Source organism: Tissierellales bacterium (genome assembly GCA_035301805.1).
In the GTDB taxonomy this organism is placed as follows: Bacteria; Bacillota; Clostridia; order Tissierellales; family DATGTQ01; genus DATGTQ01.
The window spans coordinates 1-22,001 of the sequence record DATGTQ010000098.1; the positions used below are offsets into that span (position 1 = coordinate 1).

Below are 22,001 nucleotides of genomic sequence, written 5' to 3' on the forward strand. Positions count from 1 at the left end.
TAAATATATCATTCTAGCTTGTTTTCCTTGTTCTAATACTGGAGCAACCATAATATTTTCTCCAAATAAAAATTGATCATTTATTTCATAAGTTTTATGATCATTTTGATAATGAAGCATTAAAGGTCTCATTATAGGTAAACCACTTTGCTCACCTTTATAGAATATATCATACATATAAGGTATTAATTTATATCTTAGTTTTATATATTTTCTATTTATATCTTCAGTTAATTTACCAAATGCCCATGGTTCTTGATCTCTTGAATATATTGTTGTATGGTTTCTAAATAGTGGTGTAAATGTACCTACCTGAACCCATCTACTTAATAACTCCGGAGTACAATCATATCCAAACCCTCCAACATCTGTACCACAAAATGACATGCCACTAAGACCTAGATTCATAAGCATTGGTACACTCATTCTTAAGTGTTCCCATGTACTTTGGTTATCTCCTGTCCATACTGTTGAGTATTTTTGGGTACCTGAATAACACGCTCTAGTAACTACAAAAGGTCTTTTATTTGTTGCATTTTTTATACCTTCATATGTTGCTTTATCCATCATATGCCCATATATATTATGTACTTCTTTATGTTCTATAATATTTCCATCTTCATTAAATTTAACATCATCCGGTAAAGGACCATTGAAACTAGCAGGCTCATTCATATCATTCCAAATACCAGATACACCATAATCTGTCATAATCTTTTGATTATCAGCCCACCATTTTCTAACTTCACTATTCATAAAATCTGGGAATACAGAGTTTCCAGGCCATACCCAGTTTGTATATACTATTCCATTTTTATCAATTGCAAAGTAATTATTTTCTAAACCTTCATCATATATTTTATATCCTTTATCGACCTTAACACCAGGATCTATTATAGTAACTAGTTTAAATCCATCATTATTAAGATTTTCTATCATATTTTTAGGATCTTTAAATTTATCTTTATCCCAAGTAAATACTCTAAAATCATCCATATATTCTATATCTAAATATATAGTATCACAAGGTATATCTTTTTCTCTGAACTTCTTAGCTATTTCATATACATTCTCTTCTGGACAATATGCCCATCTACACTGTTGATATCCTAAAGTCCAAAGTTGTGGAAGTGGAGTCGTCCCCGTTAAGTAAGTGTATCCTTTTATTACCTTTTTAATAGATGGTCCATATATAAAGTAATAATCTATATTTCCATCAACTGATGCAAAGTAGTAATAGTTTGAATTTTCTTTCCCTAAATCAAAATGAGTTTCAAATGTATTATCAAAGAATATACCAAATGCTTCTTCATCTTTTAAAGTTACAAAAAAGGGAATTGATTTATATAATTTTTCATAAGTTTCACCATGTGGTGTTGGATCATCTGTATTCCAGTTTATATAATGGCAATACTTTTTATTTAAATGGCCACTTCTCTCCCCAAATCCATAAAAATACATATTATCCTTCATTTTTTTAGGTATAAATACTTTGTACTCCATATGCTCTGTTGGTTTATGTCCTTCTTGAGTTGCAATATCTAATCTTCCTGCACAATTTTTTATAAAAGGTTCTCTAGCTCCTCTATAATCTTCACATATTAATTTTTCATCTTTGTTATATATATCAACTTTAAATTCATCATATATTTTTATAATTAATTCATCTGTTTTTATTGTTATATTATCAATATATCTATCTACTTCATATTTACAGTGTTGTATTATCAAATTTTCGACTGCCTTTGAATTTTGTTCATCTCTATAATTAGGTACAAAGAAATTTATTATAATAGGACTTATTATATTTATTTTAGCTTCTATATTTTCAAACTCTACTTTCACTATATTCTCATTTACTTTAAAGTTTCTTATTTTACCAAACATACTCTTCTTATCCCTCCTTTATATCTAAAATCTTTTTTAAAGCTTTAACCACTATATTTGCTGAAGTTTTATATTTTGATTTTTCAAATAAATTAATTTTACTTTTAACTTCATCTATATATCCATCTTTAAAACTTTGCCATAGTATTTTTTCTTCTTCTATTTGTAATATCCAAGGCATAATACTTTCTAAAAGGTTCTTTTGTTTACTATTTTTAATATTTTGGGTGGAATTAAATAATCTATTTAATTCCTCATCAATACCTTCAATATCTATTTTATTTAACATATCGATTAAATGAAATGGCAAAGAATTAGATACTCTACTATTTCTAAAATATTGGCTAAACACACACATATCTTCTACAATTTCTTCAGACACAACTGATAAAATAGCTTTTTTAAAGTCATCTCTACCTCTAAAAGAATTTGCATTAAAAGCGTATTGAGAAAAAGATGCTAGGGTAAATTTAGACACTTCCCACCTATCCATTGGATTTAATACTATTCCTTCTAAATTATTGTCACAAAGATATGGAGAACGATTTTCATATGGTGCTATAAATAAAAGTTCTTTATCACTTTCAAAATCATTAACTGGAACATTATCCCATATTATTATTTTATGCTTTAATATAGAATAAATTCTATTAAAACTTTCTTTTGTAATACAATGAGATAATGTTTCATTTCCTGTCCAAAATATCTTAATATCAGGTAATAAATTTTCTCCTAATGATTTTAAATATGGTGTATCATAGTCTATATCATATTCTGTTGGACACATTACCAGAGTAAATTCGTCTAAATTTATTTTTAAGAAATTATACACATCATTAACTAATTCTGCATGCCTATAACCTGCTCCTTTAAAATAATCTATATCATCTAATAAGATTCCAAATTTATTAATTCCAATATCTATAAGCTGTTTTAACTTTGCTTTTAATATTATATAATCATCTTTAATATAAAAGTTAAAATCTTTACCAGGTGCTATCATATAGTAAAAATCAACATGATAATTATCACACTCTCTTAAAATTTCCTTAAACTCTGATAATTTATTTTCTGGATACAATTCTCTCCATATATCTCTATGATAAACATCGTTTTTGGGTGCATACATATATGTATTCATATGATTTTCTCCAATAAATTTTATACAATCTAATCTATTATCTATTGTCCATGGTTTACCATAAAATCCCTCAATTACTCCACTTAATTTTAGGCTTGGTTCATGATTAATTATAATATTTGGAACATATATCCCATCATTAGTTTTTTTGATTTGATTTACAAAGGCTATATATCCATTTTTTATCCCTCTTTCATTGCTAGCTTGTATTATTACTTCTTTTTTGGGGTTTAGTTTAAGTCTAAATCCACTATTTTTTATGTTTCTGTTATAGCTGAACTCTATATTAAAATCTGTAATTTCTTTAGTATCTGATAGTAATATCTTTATATCTTCATCATAAGATACTATTCCTTTTATATCATTTGGAGATGAAAATCTATAATATTTACTTATAAATTTTAAGTTTAATTTATTTTTATTAAAATAAAAATAATCACCTTCAGTATATATTTCGTTATAGTGCATATTGTAATTTCCCTCTTTTATAAATTTTATATTTTAAAAATATAAGCTGATGTAACATTACATCAGCTTATATACTATACATTTAATATGCTACTGAGTTTTTTAACATTTCAAAAGCAGATATTAAATTATCTTTAGCTTTTACTATTTCTTCTGTCTCTACTTCTACTCTATCTATTATATCTTTACATTTATTTAATAAATCTTCAAATTCACTACTTATTGTTCCTAAATTACGGTATTCTGCGTCTATAGTATTTGTAGTATCATTTAATTGATGTAATGCTTCTTTATTATCTAAAACTAATACCATATCTGATTCAATTCCTAAAACTTCTATCTCATATATTCTAGTTGCTCCTCCACTACCTTGTTCTGACTTATTAACTTTAACTCGTACATATCTTGCAAGTTCATAGTTTAAATCATCTTTAGATACAGCTTTGTCATTTCCTTTTATATCTGATAATTCTACCCAATTATCTCCATCTTTGCTTATTTCTATAGTATATTCAGATGTATTCATACTTGCAGCCTCTCCACCTGCTTGTGCATGACTCATTCTTAACTCTTTTATTATACTTTCCTTACCTAAGTCTATTTCTATCCAGTTGCCATTTTCACCTATTGCACACCACTTGCTATTTAACTTTCCATCAATTGCAAATTTAGCAGCTTCATTTTCATTAACTTGTGAATTTGCCTTAGCTTCTTTATTTAATGCAAGGTTTTGTAATCCTCCTTCTGCTTGGCTACTTACAACTATGTAATCTTCTTTATGATTTACAGTTTCTCCTGATGCATTTGATACTATTTGAGTTAAAGAATATACACCTGGCTTATCAAATTTAACAGTTACTTCATTACCTTCTAGTTCTTCATTTTTATGAAGCCCCTCTATTTTCCATTTAACATTTTCAGCTGCTAATGATTTATCAGTTAATGTTATTGATTGTCCTGGTGCTACTATTGGCTCACTCATTTCAAAGTTAGCTTTAGGAGCTTCTAACTCAGGCCATTGAACTGTTACACTTGCCTCATTTTTATTATTAGTTTCAAATAATTCATTTACTGGTTTAACAATAAATTTAGTTTTTGCATCTAATTTAAGATCTCTTTCTATATCATTTATAAAAAATGCATTTGTAGGAGTTGCACCTACTAACGCTCTATTTCCTTGGCTATCTTCCATATATATTTCATAGTGGCTTACATTTTTACCAACTCTATCCCATGTTAATCTTACATTTCCATAATAGTTATCAATTACTTTAAAATCTTCAACCTTTAAATTTTTAACCTTAGATACATTTAATTTTTGTTTTGAATCATTCACAGATAATTGTCCTAAATTCAATTTATATGAATTTGAATTATCTTTACTATCTACTATTAAAGATATCTCTTTTATTTCATCCTTTTTATATTTAGATAATGATGCAGTACCATCTATCCACTCTCCATCTTTTGAAGTTTTCAAATCAATTACTTTACTTCCTTCGTCTTCAAATACTAATTCAAGTTTGATATTAGCTCTTGAACCACTTTCTTTGTACTTTATACTTATTTCAGTATTATTCTCTAAATCTAAATCTGCTGCAAATAATTTTATCTTAGTATTACCACCTTTAGCTAAACTACCTTCTAAGGCAATTGAGTTTCCTGCATAATAAGCTTCATCATAATCTATACTAGCTTCTAGATTATTCTTCTTATTATCAACTATCCATCTATATGTTGGAAGTACATCCATCATACCTCTATGGTTCCATTCATTATCACTTACTTCTTCACCATTTACATTGAAAGATCTACCGTTACCCATAGAAAAGTTTGTAACAAAAGGTAATTCGGTTACAGGTGTTTTTTCAACTATATTATTAGATATACCTTTCCAATCTTCAGTACTTTCTTCTCTTGGATCTCCACTTTCATTTATCCAAAATCTTTCTTCTTTATCTAAGAATTCCTCTACTGTACTAGATGAATCATAAGTCCAAGATGGGCAATATAAGCCTAAAGAAGTATTTGCTTTTTCACCTTCAAGGAATAAACGATCCCATTTTATTTTTGTGTTATATCCATTTGCTTGTACATCTATTCCTGCATATAAATCATATTTACTTCTATTCATACTCTCTGCTAATTCACCAGATTCTTTCAACTCATTTCCTGTATTTGTGTGTACTAAGTAATTATCTACATTATCTGGGTCCACTACTGCCATACGATCATTAGTCCACCAGAAATTTAAAAACATACCATCTGATAATTTATTATTTTCATCTCCTAAGAAACTTTTATTGTATTCAGTTAATCTATTTTGCCAGAAAATTCTACCATCATCTATCATAGAGTCATACCAAATTATTTCCATATTATTTGACTTAATTTCTTGTAAATATACTAAAAACTCTTTCATTAACTTAGCTTGTTCTGGTTTTAGATTTGAAGCTCCTTTACCACCTGTTTCTTGATTTATAAACCATCCATCAAAACTATAGTACTTAGCTACTTCTACTAATTTTTTTGCCATTGGGAATGTTCCATCAACATCTTTTTGTAAAAACTCATCTAACCATATATCTTTACCACCATATTCTACTGGTGGGAAGAAAACAGTTCCTAGTACTGGTACTCCATTAGTATGAGCCGCATCTATTAAATCTGCACTTGGTGGAACTATAAGACCTTCTCCTGCAGAACCTCCCCATGCAACTAATGTATCTATATATTGCCAGTAACTAAAGTTGTATCCTTCCATTTCTTTTTTACCTTGAGATGGAGTAGAGCTTGTTGTCTTATTTGCTATAGCTAAAGATATAACTTTAGCATCCACATCTTGAGATTTTTTTAAGGTATCTCCTTCTTCTCTTTCTTTAAGAGGCACTGTACCTACATTAAATTTAGCATCTTTATCAGTTTTTGGATTCCACTGCAATAATTCACTTGGATACCAGTAGGATGAAAAAGGTTGCCCTGTCTTTTCTTGAACTTGAACGTCTGATTCAAGTATTGCATAAGATGATTTTGTTGAAACTACCCCAAACAGCATTATTGCTGCAATTGTTGCTGAAATAAATCTTCTGTGTTTCATAATATTTTTATCCCCCTATTTTATTAAAATTTGTACTTAAGTATTTATACAATGCACCTATTTTTCCTGAATTATTTTGGAATTTACAAGTGTCTATTGTAACCATATTTAATATTTCTGGATTTAATAATTTTAAATATCTATTAATATTTTCTATTAAATCATCTCTAGAGCTTACTCCTCCACCTAGTAAAACTTTTTCTGGAGCAAAATTATAAATTATATTATATATTCCTATAGCTAATGAAAAGTAGAAATCTTCTATTAGGTCTTTTACTTCATTATCTCGTTTAGCTAATTCAAAAATTTCAATTCCATCTAATTTAGAATCTTTTAACTTATTAACTCTGTTGATTAAGTTATATGTTGAACCTAATCTACTAAAAGTTTTCATAGGTATATCTTCTAAGTTTGATAATCTATGCTCTAGTATGTTTATACCAAACTCTCCCGCCATACCTCTATGTCCCCTATATAGCTGATTATTTATAAAAACTCCACCACCTATACCAGTTCCTATAGTTATACATACAAAATTTTTATTATCTACTGCATTTCCCATATATTTTTCAGCCATTGCAACACAATTTACATCATTATCATAAATACAATCAAGTCCTGTACGTTCTTTTATATATTTATTTAGATACATATTTTGTAGATCTATTACTTGCCCCATAAAATGAATATATCCATCGTCATCAATACCACCGGGTACACTCATTGCAACTCCTTTGATATCATACTTTATTTTATAATCATTTATTATATCTACTAATATTTCTTGTGTCTTTCCTTCTCCTTGTTGCGGTGTGTCTATGGAATCAGACTCTATAAACTTACCATCTTTGTTCATAATGCTATACTTTATAGACATCCCACCAATATCAAATACTATATAGTACATATTTTTATACCTCTTATTTCTGTGTTCTCTTTTTAAAAACCATTATTTAAAATTAATTCTTTAAACCAATATGCACTTTTTTTAGGAGTTCGCTTAAATTCATTATTTATATCAACTTCTACAAATCCATATCTGTTTTTATATGAATTTAACCAAGACCAATTATCCATAAATGTCCATAAATGATATCCTTTTAGGTTACACCCTTCATTTAAAGCTTTATTAGCAAATTTCAGGTGTTCACTTATAAACTCTATACGATAATCATCTTCTATTCTTCCATTTACTTTGAACTTATCTTCTCCCTCTACTCCCATTCCATTTTCTGATATAAAGAACGGAATGTTTTTATAGTTATCTCTAATGTTTATAGATAAATCATATATACCTTTTTCATATATTTCCCATCCCCTATGAGGATTTATCTTTTTACCTGGCATATCATAAAAATCAAAGAATGATTCTGGGGTAAGTATTTCTTCTTTAACTTTACTTTCTTTTGCTTTAACTCTTCTTGGTTGATAATAATTTACACCTAGTAAATCTACTGTATTATTTTTTATTATCTCTATATCTTCTTTTTTATATATAGGCATTAAATTCTGTTGTTTTACAAATTCTATTAATTCCCCAGGAAATTCTCCATGTACTGATGGGTCTAAGAAAGAACGATTTAAAATCAAATCAGCTATATTAGATGCTTCTAAATCTTCTTTACTATTACTTCTTGGATAGGATGGAGTCAAGTTAATTATTATACCTATCTGTCCATCTAAATTTAATTTTTTATATTCACTTATAGCTAATGTACTAGATAACATTATATGATATCCGACTTGCACAGCTCTTTTAAAATCAACTATAGCTGGATAATGATGGACTCCTAAGTATCCAAACTCTACTGGTACTATAGGTTCATTGTGTGTAAACCACTTTTTAACTCTATCTCCAAATAGCTCAAAACACGTTTTAGCATAATGTTGATAATACATTACTACTTCTCTATTTTCCCATCCTCCTATTTCTTGTAAATACATTGGCATATCAAAGTGGAATAAGTTTATAAAAGGTTCTATGTTATTTTCTAACATTGTGTTTATAACGTCATTATAAAAATCTACTGCTTTTTGATTTATACTTTTATCAGCTTTTATAAGTCTTGACCAACTTATAGAAAATCTAAATGAATTGTGACCAAGCTCCTTCATTAAAGCTATATCTTCTTTATATTTATAATAAAAATTACTAGTATCTTTAGGACCTATATTATTATAAAACTTCTCTGGTTCAACTTCATACCAATAATCCCATATATTTTGTTCTTTTCCATCTACATTATAAGCACCTTCCATTTGTGTAGCAGAAGATGCACTTCCCCACCAAAAATCTGTTGGAAATTTATAATTCATATTTTTTCTCCCATACAAGTTTATTTTTTTACTTTTATACCACAATAATCAAGTACTAATTCACAAAACATCATGTTTGCCCAAGAGAACCAATCTCTTGTAAACTTATTTGGATCATCTGGATGGAATCCTTCGTGCATTAAATATGTTCCTGCATCTGTGTTTTTCATTATTTCTAATAATTCTCTCTTCTTATATACATCATTAGTAGTTAGCCCTTGCATTGCAAGTGATATATGCCATATATATCCTTCTGGAGTATGAGGACTTCCAACACCTGATGCATATTTTCCAATATGGAACTCTGGATTCTCTGTACTTAATATAAAGTTTCTCGTATTTATATATTTTTCATCATTTAAATCTGTGTATCCTAAATATGGAATTGCTAGTAAACTAGGTAAATTAGCATCATCCATTAAATTGTAGTTGCCAAGCCCATCTACTTCATATGCATATATTTCTCCACATCTTGGATGATTATATACAGCATGTTTTTGTATTCCTTCATTTATTTCATCTCTTAAATTTCTTGCTTTTTTAGCTAATTCTTCATCATTTAATAATTCTCTAGCAATTTCATCAACGTAGTTTAATACGACAACAGCAAACATATTAGATGGTACTAGGTAACTATAAGTACAAGCATCATCACTTGGTCTAAATCCACACCATGTCATTTTAGTTACCTTATGTACTGGTCCTTTTCCACTTCTAGCTAATGTATCTAGTTGACGACAATCTAATCTTTCAAAATTATATGGTGAATTTTCTTCATGATTTTGTTCTACTTTCCATAAGTCTATTATTGTATTTACAGCTTTTTTGAATGTATCATTAAAATGTGAAGTTCTTCCTGTATTTTTGTATAATAAATAGCTTAATTGTATTGGGAAACACAATGAATCTATCTCATACTTTCTTTCCCATACGTCAGGTTTCATATCTGTCAAGTCAGTTTGATGTCCTGCACCATTAGCTTCTTCATTAAAAGCATTTGCATATGGATCTACTAATATATATCTAAATTGTCTTTCAACTAATCCTTCTATCATATCTGCTATTTCATTGTCTTCATTAGCTAGTACTAAGTATGGCCTAACTTGGCAAACAGAATCTCTTAGCCACATAGCTGGTATATCCCCTGTTAAAACATATGATGTTTTGTCTTCCATTCTTTTTATAGTTGTATTTATTGTATTTAGGAAACATTTCTCGAACATATCTCCTATTTTTTTATCGTCTTTAAAATTTTCTTTTACCGTATTTATTAACCTATCTATCGATGTGTACATAATCTTTCCCCTTTATAGTTTTTAAGTTTACTACCTATAAAAATTCTCCTTATAAGTAAAATAGTAAAGGTATTCTACTACCTTTAGTAGAAGAATACCTTTAATTTAAGTTATTTTAAAATTATTTTTGCTCAGCCATCCACTTGTCATATTGACTTTGTAATTCTTTCATAACATTGTCAATTCCAGCAGCTTTTAATTTGTCATTTAATTGTCCTAAATATTTATCAGTATCAACAGATCCTGTAAATAATGGAGCCTTAAATTCTTGAACTATATTAGATATAGTAGCTATTTCTGTACTTATATTTGATGTATCTGCGTAGAATCCTAATGTAGGAGAAGCTACTGCTTGAGAGTTAAACTTTTCATATTGTTCTATTCTATCTTTTGGGTCAGTATCATAGTTCTTAGTTAAGAATACATTTCCTAAAGCCCAAGATGGCATACTATATTTTTGTGCATCTTCAGTTTTTGTTATAGTTCCATCTTCATTAGTTGTATAGTGAACATCTTCTATACCTCTATCAATTAAGTTTCTTAAGTATTCATCAGTATTTAATAAATTTAAGAATTCCATTGCCTTTTCTGGATTTTTAGATGCAGCTGATATTGACATTACAGAACCTGTAACTGAATTGTTTATAGTTAAAGGATCGTGTGATGGACTATATCCAACATCATATTTTGCATTAGAAGACCACATTTCTATTGCACCTGGTGCATATTGCTCTTTTCTAACAAACCAGTTTTCAACACTCATTTCATGTGGATCTGTATCTGTTGCAGCTTGTGAATGTATGTATCCTTTTTGGTAGAATCTTCTTAATGTATCTAAAGTACTTTTAACATCTTTTTGTTCGTATATATTTACTATCTTAGCAGTGTCACCTTCTAAATTTATACCAAATGGTAAATTTTCTCCTAATAAATAATCATATGGCATATATGGGAAGAATCCTGCCCCAGCTGCCATTGGCATTTTTAAGTCTGGGAATTTAGCTTTTACTTTTTCTAATATTGGCTCTAAGTCTTCTAAAGTCTTAGCATTTTCCATATCTTCTAACACTCCAGCCTCTTCTGCCATTCTTTTATTATAAGTCCATCCCATTTGTTGACCTACTTCTTTATTTGCTGGTATTCCATATAATTTTCCATTTATAGTAGCTCCCTCTAAGAATAGTGGATTTATAGTTTCTTTTAATTCTTTTCCACTGCTTTCTAATAAATCACTTAATTCTAAGTAAGCTCCTTTTTGAGCATTTAATGCATAATCACTTGCAAAGCATATATCAAATGGTTCCCCAGAAGAAGTTATAACTTGCATCTTTTGACCATAATCACCCCAGTCTACCATTCTTAAATCTAATGTAACTCCTATTTTCTCAGCTGTATATTTATTTACTTCTTCCATAACCTTATCTTGGTCTGGTTGAGGAGTACCTATCATATACCATATTAATTCAGTTGTACCCTTACTATCATTTGCTGAACCAGAAGCCGAATCCTTATTTGTACTTGAACATCCAGTAAGTATAGTAGAAGATGCTATTGTCATTACTAAAAATAAGCTTGATAATTTTTTAAATTTCATTTATTAATCCCCCTAATTAATTATATAAAATGTTTAAAATATATATTAATATATATTTACTCTTTTACTCCTCCAATTGTCAGTCCACTTATAAAGTACTTTTGGAAGAATGGATAAGTGCATGCTATAGGAAGTGTTGATACAACTACCATTGCCATTCTAACAGATTCCTGTGGAAGTGCATTCATAACTTCTCCACTTAGCATTGCATTTTGTCTTATAAATTCCATATTCTTTTCTATCTTCATTAACATATGTTGAAGTGGTACTAGGTTTTGATAATCAATATATAGCATTGCATTAAACCAGTCATTCCAGTATGCTAATGTAGAAAATAAAGCTATTGTTGCTATACCTGGAATAGCTAGTGGTATAACTATTTTTGTAAATATTCTAAATTCGCTTGCTCCATCTATTCTAGCAGACTCTATTATTGAATCTGGAACAGATTTTTGGAAGAAGGTTCTCATTACAATTATATTGAATGAGTTAAATGCTAAAGGTAATATCAGCGCCCAAATAGTATTTTTAAGTCCTAATACTTGAGTCATTACTATGTATGAAGGTACCATACCTCCACCAAATAGCATTGTAAAGAATACTAAAAATGTAAATTGTCTACGATATTTAAATCCTTTTCTAGATATTGCATAAGCATAACTTGATACCATACTTACGTTTATTATAGTACCTAATATAGTTACTACTATAGTTACCATATATGATTGTGCTAATGCTCCACCTGACTGAAGCAAATACTTATAAGCATCTAAGCTCCATTCCTTTGGAAATATTGAGTATCCATGTTCTAATAATGACTGTTCTGATGTTAAAGAGATAATTATTACAAATATAAATGGAAATACACAAGCTATTGCAGATACTGCAAGTATTATGTTTGCTATTATATTTGTTATACCTGTAAAACCTTCATTATATGCTTTTTTCTTTTTCTTTGTAAATGTTTTATTTTTAGTTTTTATTTCCTGTATTTTAGCTTCCATATAATCGGCTACTTAGCCTTCCTCCTTCCTTATTTAGAATAAACCGTATTCTGGATCTATTTTTTTAACTATATAGTTTGTTATCATAATTAATACAAATCCTACTACTGATTGATATAAACCTGCTGCTGTACTCATTCCTATGTTACCCATATTCATAAGACCTTTATAGATATATGTATCTATTACATCTGTAACTGGATATAATATTGCTGAGTTTCTTGGTACTTGATAGAATAATCCAAAGTCTGATCTGAATATTCCCCCTATAGCCATTATTGTAAGTACTATCATTAATGGCACTAATAACGGTATTGTTATATTCTTTATTTGTTGCCATTTGCTAGCTCCATCTATTGTAGCTGCTTCATAGTAACTTTTATCAATTCCTACTATTGCCGCTAGATATACGATACTTCCATATCCCACACCTTTCCATACATTCATAAATACTAATATGAAAGGCCAATATTTTGCTTCACTATACCACTGCACAGGTTCTATTCCAAATGCACCTAACATAGAGTTTATCATACCTTTGTCTGCACTTAAGAAACTAAACACAAAATAGCTTACTATAACCCATGATAAGAAGTGTGGGAATAACATACCTGTTTGATATAACTTTCCTAATCTCTTATTTGCTATTTGACTAAGTACTATTGCTACGAAAACTGCAGCTACAAGCCCTAAGACTATAAAGATTAAGTTATAAACAACTGTATTTCGAGTTATACGAAATGCGTCTCCGCTATCAAATAAAAATTTAAAGTTATCAAATCCTACCCATTCACTATTAATTAAACTTTGTATAAATCCACCAGGGCTTATTTTAAAGTTTTTAAAAGCTAATACTTGGCCAAACATTGGTAAATATGAGAATATTAATAGCCATATAGTACCTGGTAAAACCATTAGCAACCATGCTCTGTTTTTCCAGATGTCTTTAAAAAATTTCTTCATCTATGCCTCTCCCCTTTCTATACTTATATTTTATCATCAGGCAAACATTTTCTAAAGTTCACTATTATTAGATTAGCAACACTAATTTTATTATTACGTAACGTTTTCCTTTTGAATTAAAATTTAAATAACAAAAAAAGTAGCATAAGCTACTTTTGTCTTACTTTTTATAAATTTAGCTTTCTCCACTCACTTGGAGTAATTCCAACTATACTTTTGAACTTTCTATAGAAATAATTTTTATTAGAATATCCAACTAATTCACCTATTTCACTTGCTTTTAAACTGGTATTTACTAATAAATCCTTTGCTTTGTTTATTCTAAAATTATTTATATAATCAGAAAAAAGTATCCCTATTTCCTTTTGGAATAATTGCCCTAAGTATATGGAATTTATATTTAGACTGTCACTGATTTCCTTTAAGTTTAAATCTTTTTGATAATTTTTTTCTATATGATCTAAAAGCTTTATTATTACAGGGCTTATACTTTCTTGGGTATTTTCTAGCTTAGTCTGCATAAATTTTATCATATTTATAAGCTCTAATTGAATTTCATCAATAGTATTTTTATTTATAGCATTTTCTAAATATATACTTAAATTTTTCATAAGCTTTGATTCATTAATATAGTTATATACATTTAAAAATACTTCTAAAGCTTTGGCTTTTATTTTTTTAGGATTTAAATCATCTTCTTTTAATTTATTAAATTTTGATTCTATATATAAAGATGCATTAGCAAAATCTTTATTTATTAATAAAGATTTTAAATCTTCAAAGTCTACATCTATATCTATATTTTTGTTATTTTTTTCTTTATATTCCTTTATCCAAGATATATTAGGATAAATTATTTTGTATTCACTTATATCTTTGGCACTTTCATAACTTGTATTTATATATTCTAAGTCTTTTATTACTTGTCCTAAACTTATATATACAATATCATTTATTAAATCTATTATTTGATTTTTAATATTAGTAAGTTCTTCTATATACTCATCATTAAACTTACCATCAATTATAAATACAGCTTTAGATTTATTCTCTATGCAATATAAATATTTTTTCATATCTGGTATTGCTTTTAGTACTTTATGTATATCTTTATCTTTATTTTTTAATTCAATTATACCCACACGATATTCATCATTATATTTTAATTTTTCCTTTATATAATCGATATTTTCATAATCTTTCTCAGTTATTATTTTTAGCAATACACTATTATTTACAACTTCTTTATCTTTATTTCTATTTTCTTTTTCTTTTAATTTACTCTTTATACTTATTATACTCTTCTCTAATTCTTCTATATCTATAGGCTTTAGTATGTAATTTTGTGCCCCCATACTAATAGCTTTTTTAGCATATTCAAATTCTTGAAACGCACTAAGTACTATAAAATTAGTTTGATAATTTGAATTTATTAAATTTTCTATAAGCTCAAGACCAGTCATCTTAGGCATCATTATATCAGTTATAACTAAATCTATATCCATAGATAAAATTTCTTTTAAACCATCTTCTCCGTTATTAGCAAAACCTACTATTTCAAATCCATAGTCTTGCCAATCTACTATATACTTAAGCCCTTCTAATATAAATGGTTCATCATCTAATAAATATACTTTATACATTATCAACCTCATCTCCTAAAACTGGTATTTTTATACTTACAGTAGTTCCCTCATTTATCCTACTATTTATATAAATACCGTATTGTTCTCCAAAATTTAGTTTCAATCTATTATTTATATTCATAAGTCCAATTGAATTTGGCTTTTGGATATTCTTTTCTAGCCCATCTTTTATTTTCCTTATAGCTTCTTCACTCATTCCATTACCATTGTCTTTTATACTAATTTCTATTTCTTCATCTATTTCCTTTATAGTAACTTTTATATAATTATCACAAAAACCTTTTCTTAATCCATGATTTATAGCATTTTCTAATATTGGTTGGATTGTAAACTTAGGCACTGGATAATCTAAATATTTATCATCAACGTGAATTGAATAATCTAGCATCCCCTTATATCTTGTAGCGCATAAACTCAAATACATCTTGCTATGCTTTATTTCATCTCTTATGCTAACTAGACTTCCATTATTATAAGTAGAATATCTAAACATACTAGCTAAATTATATATCATTTGTGCTACTTCTTTATTTTTACTAGATAATGCACTCATTCTTATAACCTCTAAAGTATTATATAAGAAGTGTGGTTTAATTTGCGATTGAAGTGCATTTATTTCAGCTTGTTTTTGTTTAACCTCTGCCACATAATTTTTATTTATATTATATTGTAGACTTTCACTCATCTCGTCAATACTTATAGCTATCATATCTAATTCATCAACTTCTTGTTTTATATTAAACCTTGTATCTAGTTTCCCTTGCTTTAACTTTTCGATATTTTTCATCATATTCCTTAACTTACTAGAATACTGATTTATTGCAAAATATGTTACTATTAGAATCATAACTATAAAAGTTAAAGATATATAAGTTATTCTAGATTTAATTTTATAAACACCTAGTTCTTTTTGGGTTATCATAGTTCCATATTTATAATTAGTTTGTGCATCTTTTTTAGTCATAACTATAGGGAATTTCTGCTCATTGTTTTTATCTAAGTTATTTTTAATATAATCTATTTCTAAGTCTGATGTATTTTTGTTAGAACTAAATATTATCTTATCATTTTCATCAAATATTATTAAATTTCCTTTAAAGTTTGACTTTTCAACTATATTGTTCAAACTATTTAAATCAAAATATATATCTATATAAGCTATTATATACATAGAGTCTATACTTTTTATTGGTTTAGTTATCTTTCTAACATACTTGGATTTACTTTCTTCATTTTTTAAGTCATACCATTTGTTATGATTTAAAACAATCTCACTTATATATTGTTGATCTTTATTATTTATACATACTGCTAATGCACCAGCTCTATCTGCTAATATTGTATTTATTAAATATGTTAAATCTATTTGTTTCATATTCGATGATGAAAATTTATCTAGTTTGTAACTTAAATATTCTTCATATGTATTTTCAACAAGTACTTTAACTTCTTCTATTACTTTAGGTTGTGTATTTATGCCATTAGCAATAGAGTTTGTTATACTATCTTGCTCTTCAAATCTTTTTTCTATATTAAAAATAACTTCTGAATAAATATCTAATTCATTTTGTAGTTCATTATCGATATGATAGTTTATAAATATATTGGTTAATAAAAATATAGATATAATTGTTATTAAAGAATATATAAGTAACATCTTATTAAAAATTTTATTCCTTATATATTTTTTGTATAAAGCAATCAATCTCTAACACCCTTAATAATTACATACTTCTTTGAATCTGCTTAAATTTCTTATTTGATACATGCATTATTAAATATCCAGGTATAACCATAAAGAAAAATAATACTAATCCTAGATTACCTTTTACTATATAAGATAAAATATATAAACCGATTAATATTAATAAAGTTTGAAATGGGCTTGATAATGCTATTATAAATGAATTTTTTATATAATCTTTGTTACTTTGCTCAAAGTGTACATACAATGGAAAGAAGAACATAAAAGATATACTTACAAAGAAAAGTACTGTCATAACTATAATATATAATACTGTAGAATACAGAGCTTCCATTTTATATAAAATAGTTAAATCAAAAGCTAAAAATGCAAATAATGCAAAAAATACAAATCCACACTTGTTAGAATTTATAAATTCTTTTTTATAAACATCTTTAAATGTTTTAAATATAGGTATATCAAAATTACCCTGAACCCATTTTCTAAGTATGTAAAATGTTGCTACTGTAGAAGGCATTATTCCTAATACTACTCCACCTGCTACCATAAATATTACCCATAGAAAATTTAAAATCATAAACCTCCAAATCCACTCACAAAAATTTAATAAAACATCTCCAAATTTCATTTTATTCCCCCTACATATTATATTTACAAAAAAAGGTTATCTATCAGATAACCTTTTTTTCTATCTTATTGATATAGTTGATATTTCTGATTTTCTTAAATTAACTTTGCCATCTATGACACTTTTAATTTCTTCTTCTAATATATTTGATATATATATTTCTTTACCGAAGTCACATTTACTTATTTCTAAACTTGTATCTTTATCTGATACATTATAAACTCTAAATATTGTATTAAAATCATTCCCCATTTTAAGTGTTGACCATATTATACCATATCCATCGAAATTCATCAAACCGTTTTCATGGTTTATTTCTCCGTTTTTTATATCAACTTGTTTAGTAATAACTGGAATTTGATACATATGAGCTTCTTTTACAGAATCATAGATATTCTTACCATGAGGTATTATTTTTAACTCTGCTTCATGGTATCCTATACATTGTGCATCTGGTGTTCCAAATACTCCCCAGTCTCCTAATTCTCTAACACATCTTAAAAGTGTTACTGCTATAGTGTTTCTTCCATCATTTAATAATTCATATTCATTTAATCCCTTGTTAGCTACTGTAAGTCCATAATCTTTATTATGAATATTTACAAAAGCTTGTTGATGTTGGCAGTTATTTGGATTTTCCCAAGCTTCATCAACTATATTATTTCTTTTTGCTAATTCAAATATAGAGTCTGCATAATGTACGTCACTTTCTATGTCTGTAGCAAATAACATTCTCATTCTATTGTCTTTAGCTACGTTATTAAATGATGACTTTACTTTTAATCCTTTATCATTTTTTTCTAAAGTTAAAGTAGTTTTTATTTCTAGTTCTACAGTTTCATCTACTCTTTGAGATTTTCTATGTTTAAATTCTAGTACTTCTTCTATCTCTTCTAGTAATAACTTATTTGAACTCTTTGGTATATTTAATTTATGAGTTATTTCTATTACACCTTTATATGGTAAATCTTCTTTTATTTTTATATCTGCTTTTATATCTTTAGTAGTTATAGGTATTTCTCCTACTGGCTTCATATATATATATTCATTACCTATATCTCCAGTATTTTCGTATATACATAAATCCTTAAATACTTTATTAGTATTTTTATCTAATAGTTCTACTGAACCATTTTCTTTTACCTCTACTCTTAGATTTTCATTTTCTAATATATTTTTGTCAACTACTATAGTTTTATTTTCTATAGTACTATCATTATCTTCAACTAATGCATATGTATCCCATCCAAATGATTTTATATTCTTAGTTAAAAGCTCAACTTTAACATATCTTGCATAATATGGCTGTCTGAACTTATCATCTGGTAAGTCATACCCAAATCTTATTCCCATATCAACTATGTCAGCATCTATTTTATTTCCATTTATATCTACTACTTTAAATTTAGGAAGTTCTATCTTTTTCATTTCTTTTGCTATAAGAGTTGGATGACCTTCTTTAAAATATTTTCTACATAGATCCATTTCAATTTCTGTTACAGATGCTCTATCATATCCACTTGTATTTACAATTATAAAAGGATATGTGTTATCTCCTAATTTAGAAAATACTTCTGTATTTATGTTATCTTTTATAAATTCTAAACTTTCATTTATTATAAACTTTGCTACATCCTTAGCTTTATCAAATCTAGCTACCATTTCTCTATGAACTTCATCTACACTACATCCACATATACTGTCGTGAGGATGATTTTTCATTAATGATTTCCATCCATATTCAAATAAGTGATGTGGGTATTTATATCCATAGTGGCTAGCCATAGTAGCTATTGGCTCTGCTACTTTTTCAAATAAAGTTTGGCATAAATTATTCCATTGCTTTAAGTAAACCCTAGCTGATGCAGTATTTACTAAAGTATACCATCCATCTGTTTGTTGGCTTCTTAATTCCCCTTTTATAATTTGTAAGTCTTTTGGCATATTTTCTTTTAAATCTTTTATATAATCTTCAAAATTAGAATGTACAAATTCTATATCATTGTATAAATTATTTGCAAGGTTTATAGCTTGTGATAAATCAGTTTGTATTGGTTGATGGTCACATCCATTCATAAATAATAAATGATTACAAGATGCAAATTTTGAGGCATCTTCTATTCTTTTTCCCCAATATTCTTTAGCTTCTTTTTCATCTACTGGTACTTCCATACCATTACAGTACCAATTTGCAAATAATATACCTAGTACCTTCGAACCATCTGGACTTTCCCAATACATTTCTGAATATGGTGATTCAAACTTATCATCAGCACTTACTTCATTGTTAAACCCTGTTGGTTTTACCCCTCTACCAAACGCCGCTGCATCTATTCCTGCTTGCTTTAATATTTGAGGTGCTTGCCCCATGTTCCCAAAAGAATCTGGGAAATATCCTACCTTACAAGGCTCTACTCCATATTTTTTAGAGTCTTTATGACCATATTGTAAGTTTCTAATATTAGCTTCACTACTTGTTAAAAACTCATCTTGAAGTACATACCAAGGTCCTATATTTAACCTTCCTTCTTTTATAACTTTCTCTAATAGCTCTTTTTTATCTGGTCTAACTTCTAAATAATCTTCAAGAAGTACTGTTTGACCATCTAGATGATAATATTTAAAGTTAGGATCTTTCTCAAATGTATCTAATAATGTATCCATTGTTTTTATTAACATCATGTGATGTGTTTCATATGGTAAATACCATTCTCTGTCCCAATGTGTATGAGATATTATATGTGCTGTTTTTTTCATAAAAATTCCCCTACTCCTCTATTATTAATAAAGGTAACTAAGTTTTATTAGTTACCTTTAAAGTTATAAGCTTAAAATTTGAATTTCTTAAAGTTCTACTTATTTCATCTTAACCATTAATGTCTTTATTTCATATGGATTTAAAGTTACATTTATTTCACTCTCATTTCTTAACTCTTCCATAGGTTTTTCCATTAAGTTTGTTTCCATCCATCCTTCTATAGTGTAATCGCTATTTATCTTAATTTCAGCTCTACTTCCTGCATATTCATGGAAACGAAGTACAACCATATCTTCATCTTCTGCTTTTTTAATTGCATCAACTAATACATAAGCATCATTGAAGTTAAACATTTTAGTAGGTATATTTTCTAGTAATTCACCATTTATGGCTCTTAATGGTTGATTTAAGCTATATGCCGCTTTTACAGTATCTGCTTCTATAAAATCACCTTTATGTGGAAGTAATGAGTATGTAAAATTTTGCTCTCCTTGATCTTGTACTGGGTCTGGATGTGTAGCTGATTTTAATAATGTAAGTCTTATTACATTATCTTTTATATCATGACCATACTTACAGTTATTTAATAAACTCACTCCATAATCTCTTTGAGATAAGTCTACCCATTGTTGAGCAACACTTTCAAATTTAGCCATTTCCCAAGATGTATTCCAGTTAGTAGGCCTCTTTACATTACCAAACTGAACATCATAGGTTGCTACTGTACTTCTTATATCAACTGGGAATGCAACCTTTAATAATTGTTTTTGTTCTCTCCAATCAACATTAGTTACAAAATCTATTCTTCTATCATTTTTATAAACTACCATGTCTTGATTTATAGTTGTATTCATATATTTATAGTTAAATCTAACTACTGCTTTTAAATTACCATTTTCAACTACTTCTACACTTTGTAAATCAGTAACTTCTCTCATTTTTTCTTGATAGAATATATCTATATCCCAAGCTTCATGTGCCATTGGCTTATCTTCAAACATTTGAAGTACATTACCTCTTTGATTTTTAGCTAATACTTCTCTGTTGTTTTCTTTATCAAATATAGAAGTTAATTGACCAACATTGTTCCATCTTAAGTTATAGTATGGAGTGTTTATTCCATTTTCTACAACTTCAAATGCTTCTTCACAGTTTTTAACTTCTTCTGCTTTTAAAACTATAGTTTTAAATCCTAATCCATCTATATTTTTAACTTCTACTATATATTTGTTATTTTCTCTTTGAGCTTCTAACTCATTTCCTTCATTGTCATAGAAGCTTCCTTCTAATTCACTTTCTATTTCTACAATTTCACTTCTTGACCAGTTAGCATTGTTTATAACTGTCCAAGTATTTTTATTTTCTTTAACTAAAGATGATTTAAAGTTTTCTTGTTCTTTTAAAGCAATTTCTTCTGCTTCTCTGTATTCTACCTTAGTATCTTCATAAACTTCTGTTATAGATGAACCTGGTATTATATCGTGGAATTGATGTCTAAG

The 22,001-nt window shown here is 27.8% G+C and carries 14 protein-coding genes; all 14 read right to left on the minus strand.

Going from position 1 to position 22,001, the window contains the following annotated elements:
* A partial coding sequence (locus tag VK071_04630) for a TIM-barrel domain-containing protein (protein ID HLR34599.1) occupies positions 1 to 1,887 on the minus strand: 1,887 nt, incomplete at its 3' end.
* A 7-nt stretch (positions 1,888 to 1,894) separates the two neighbouring features.
* Positions 1,895 to 3,496, minus strand: a complete 1,602-nt coding sequence (locus tag VK071_04635) for a protein O-GlcNAcase (protein ID HLR34600.1) — start codon at positions 3,494 to 3,496, stop codon at positions 1,895 to 1,897.
* 82 nt (positions 3,497 to 3,578) lie between these two features.
* Positions 3,579 to 6,593, minus strand: a complete 3,015-nt coding sequence (locus VK071_04640; GenBank protein ID HLR34601.1) for a discoidin domain-containing protein — start codon at positions 6,591 to 6,593, stop codon at positions 3,579 to 3,581.
* Positions 6,594 to 6,600: 7 nt separating this feature from the next.
* Positions 6,601 to 7,500, minus strand: a complete 900-nt coding sequence (locus VK071_04645) for an ROK family protein (GenBank protein ID HLR34602.1) — start codon at positions 7,498 to 7,500, stop codon at positions 6,601 to 6,603.
* 32 nt (positions 7,501 to 7,532) lie between these two features.
* Entirely contained in the window at positions 7,533 to 8,909 is a 1,377-nt protein-coding gene (locus VK071_04650; GenBank protein ID HLR34603.1) for a glycoside hydrolase family 1 protein, read from the minus strand.
* A gap of 20 nt (positions 8,910 to 8,929) precedes the next feature.
* Positions 8,930 to 10,204, minus strand: coding sequence for a glycoside hydrolase family 125 protein (locus tag VK071_04655; protein ID HLR34604.1), 1,275 nt, complete (start codon positions 10,202 to 10,204; stop codon positions 8,930 to 8,932).
* Positions 10,205 to 10,325: 121 nt separating this feature from the next.
* On the minus strand, positions 10,326 to 11,798 hold the full coding sequence (locus tag VK071_04660) for an ABC transporter substrate-binding protein (GenBank protein HLR34605.1): 1,473 nt from the start codon (positions 11,796 to 11,798) through the stop codon (positions 10,326 to 10,328).
* Between the two features lie 56 nt (positions 11,799 to 11,854).
* Positions 11,855 to 12,802 (minus strand): carbohydrate ABC transporter permease, encoded by a 948-nt coding sequence (locus tag VK071_04665; GenBank protein HLR34606.1) that lies wholly within the window; start codon positions 12,800 to 12,802, stop codon positions 11,855 to 11,857.
* Positions 12,803 to 12,835: 33 nt separating this feature from the next.
* Positions 12,836 to 13,765 (minus strand): sugar ABC transporter permease, encoded by a 930-nt coding sequence (locus tag VK071_04670; GenBank protein ID HLR34607.1) that lies wholly within the window; start codon positions 13,763 to 13,765, stop codon positions 12,836 to 12,838.
* 167 nt (positions 13,766 to 13,932) lie between these two features.
* Positions 13,933 to 15,408: a response regulator gene (locus VK071_04675; protein ID HLR34608.1), complete on the minus strand. Its 1,476-nt coding sequence runs from the start codon at positions 15,406 to 15,408 to the stop codon at positions 13,933 to 13,935.
* On the minus strand, positions 15,401 to 17,116 hold the full coding sequence (locus VK071_04680; protein ID HLR34609.1) for a histidine kinase: 1,716 nt from the start codon (positions 17,114 to 17,116) through the stop codon (positions 15,401 to 15,403). Before VK071_04680 ends, VK071_04675 begins: the two co-directional genes overlap by 8 nt.
* A gap of 19 nt (positions 17,117 to 17,135) precedes the next feature.
* Positions 17,136 to 17,744 (minus strand): DUF624 domain-containing protein, encoded by a 609-nt coding sequence (locus tag VK071_04685; protein ID HLR34610.1) that lies wholly within the window; start codon positions 17,742 to 17,744, stop codon positions 17,136 to 17,138.
* 60 nt (positions 17,745 to 17,804) lie between these two features.
* Positions 17,805 to 20,501 (minus strand): alpha-mannosidase, encoded by a 2,697-nt coding sequence (locus VK071_04690; protein HLR34611.1) that lies wholly within the window; start codon positions 20,499 to 20,501, stop codon positions 17,805 to 17,807.
* A 99-nt stretch (positions 20,502 to 20,600) separates the two neighbouring features.
* On the minus strand, positions 20,601 to 22,001 hold a 1,401-nt coding region (locus tag VK071_04695; protein ID HLR34612.1), incomplete at its 5' end, for a glycoside hydrolase family 38 C-terminal domain-containing protein.

Coding starts and splice junctions, on each gene's coding strand:
- VK071_04635 (HLR34600.1), bottom strand. CDS start 3,496: ATGCACTATAACGAAATATATACTGAAGGTGATTATTTTTATTTTAAT.
- VK071_04640 (HLR34601.1), bottom strand. CDS start 6,593: ATGAAACACAGAAGATTTATTTCAGCAACAATTGCAGCAATAATGCTG.
- VK071_04645 (HLR34602.1), bottom strand. CDS start 7,500: ATGTACTATATAGTATTTGATATTGGTGGGATGTCTATAAAGTATAGC.
- VK071_04650 (HLR34603.1), bottom strand. CDS start 8,909: ATGAATTATAAATTTCCAACAGATTTTTGGTGGGGAAGTGCATCTTCT.
- VK071_04655 (HLR34604.1), bottom strand. CDS start 10,204: ATGTACACATCGATAGATAGGTTAATAAATACGGTAAAAGAAAATTTT.
- VK071_04660 (HLR34605.1), bottom strand. CDS start 11,798: ATGAAATTTAAAAAATTATCAAGCTTATTTTTAGTAATGACAATAGCA.
- VK071_04665 (HLR34606.1), bottom strand. CDS start 12,802: ATGGAAGCTAAAATACAGGAAATAAAAACTAAAAATAAAACATTTACA.
- VK071_04670 (HLR34607.1), bottom strand. CDS start 13,765: ATGAAGAAATTTTTTAAAGACATCTGGAAAAACAGAGCATGGTTGCTA.
- VK071_04675 (HLR34608.1), bottom strand. CDS start 15,408: ATGTATAAAGTATATTTATTAGATGATGAACCATTTATATTAGAAGGG.
- VK071_04685 (HLR34610.1), bottom strand. CDS start 17,744: ATGAAATTTGGAGATGTTTTATTAAATTTTTGTGAGTGGATTTGGAGG.
- VK071_04690 (HLR34611.1), bottom strand. CDS start 20,501: ATGAAAAAAACAGCACATATAATATCTCATACACATTGGGACAGAGAA.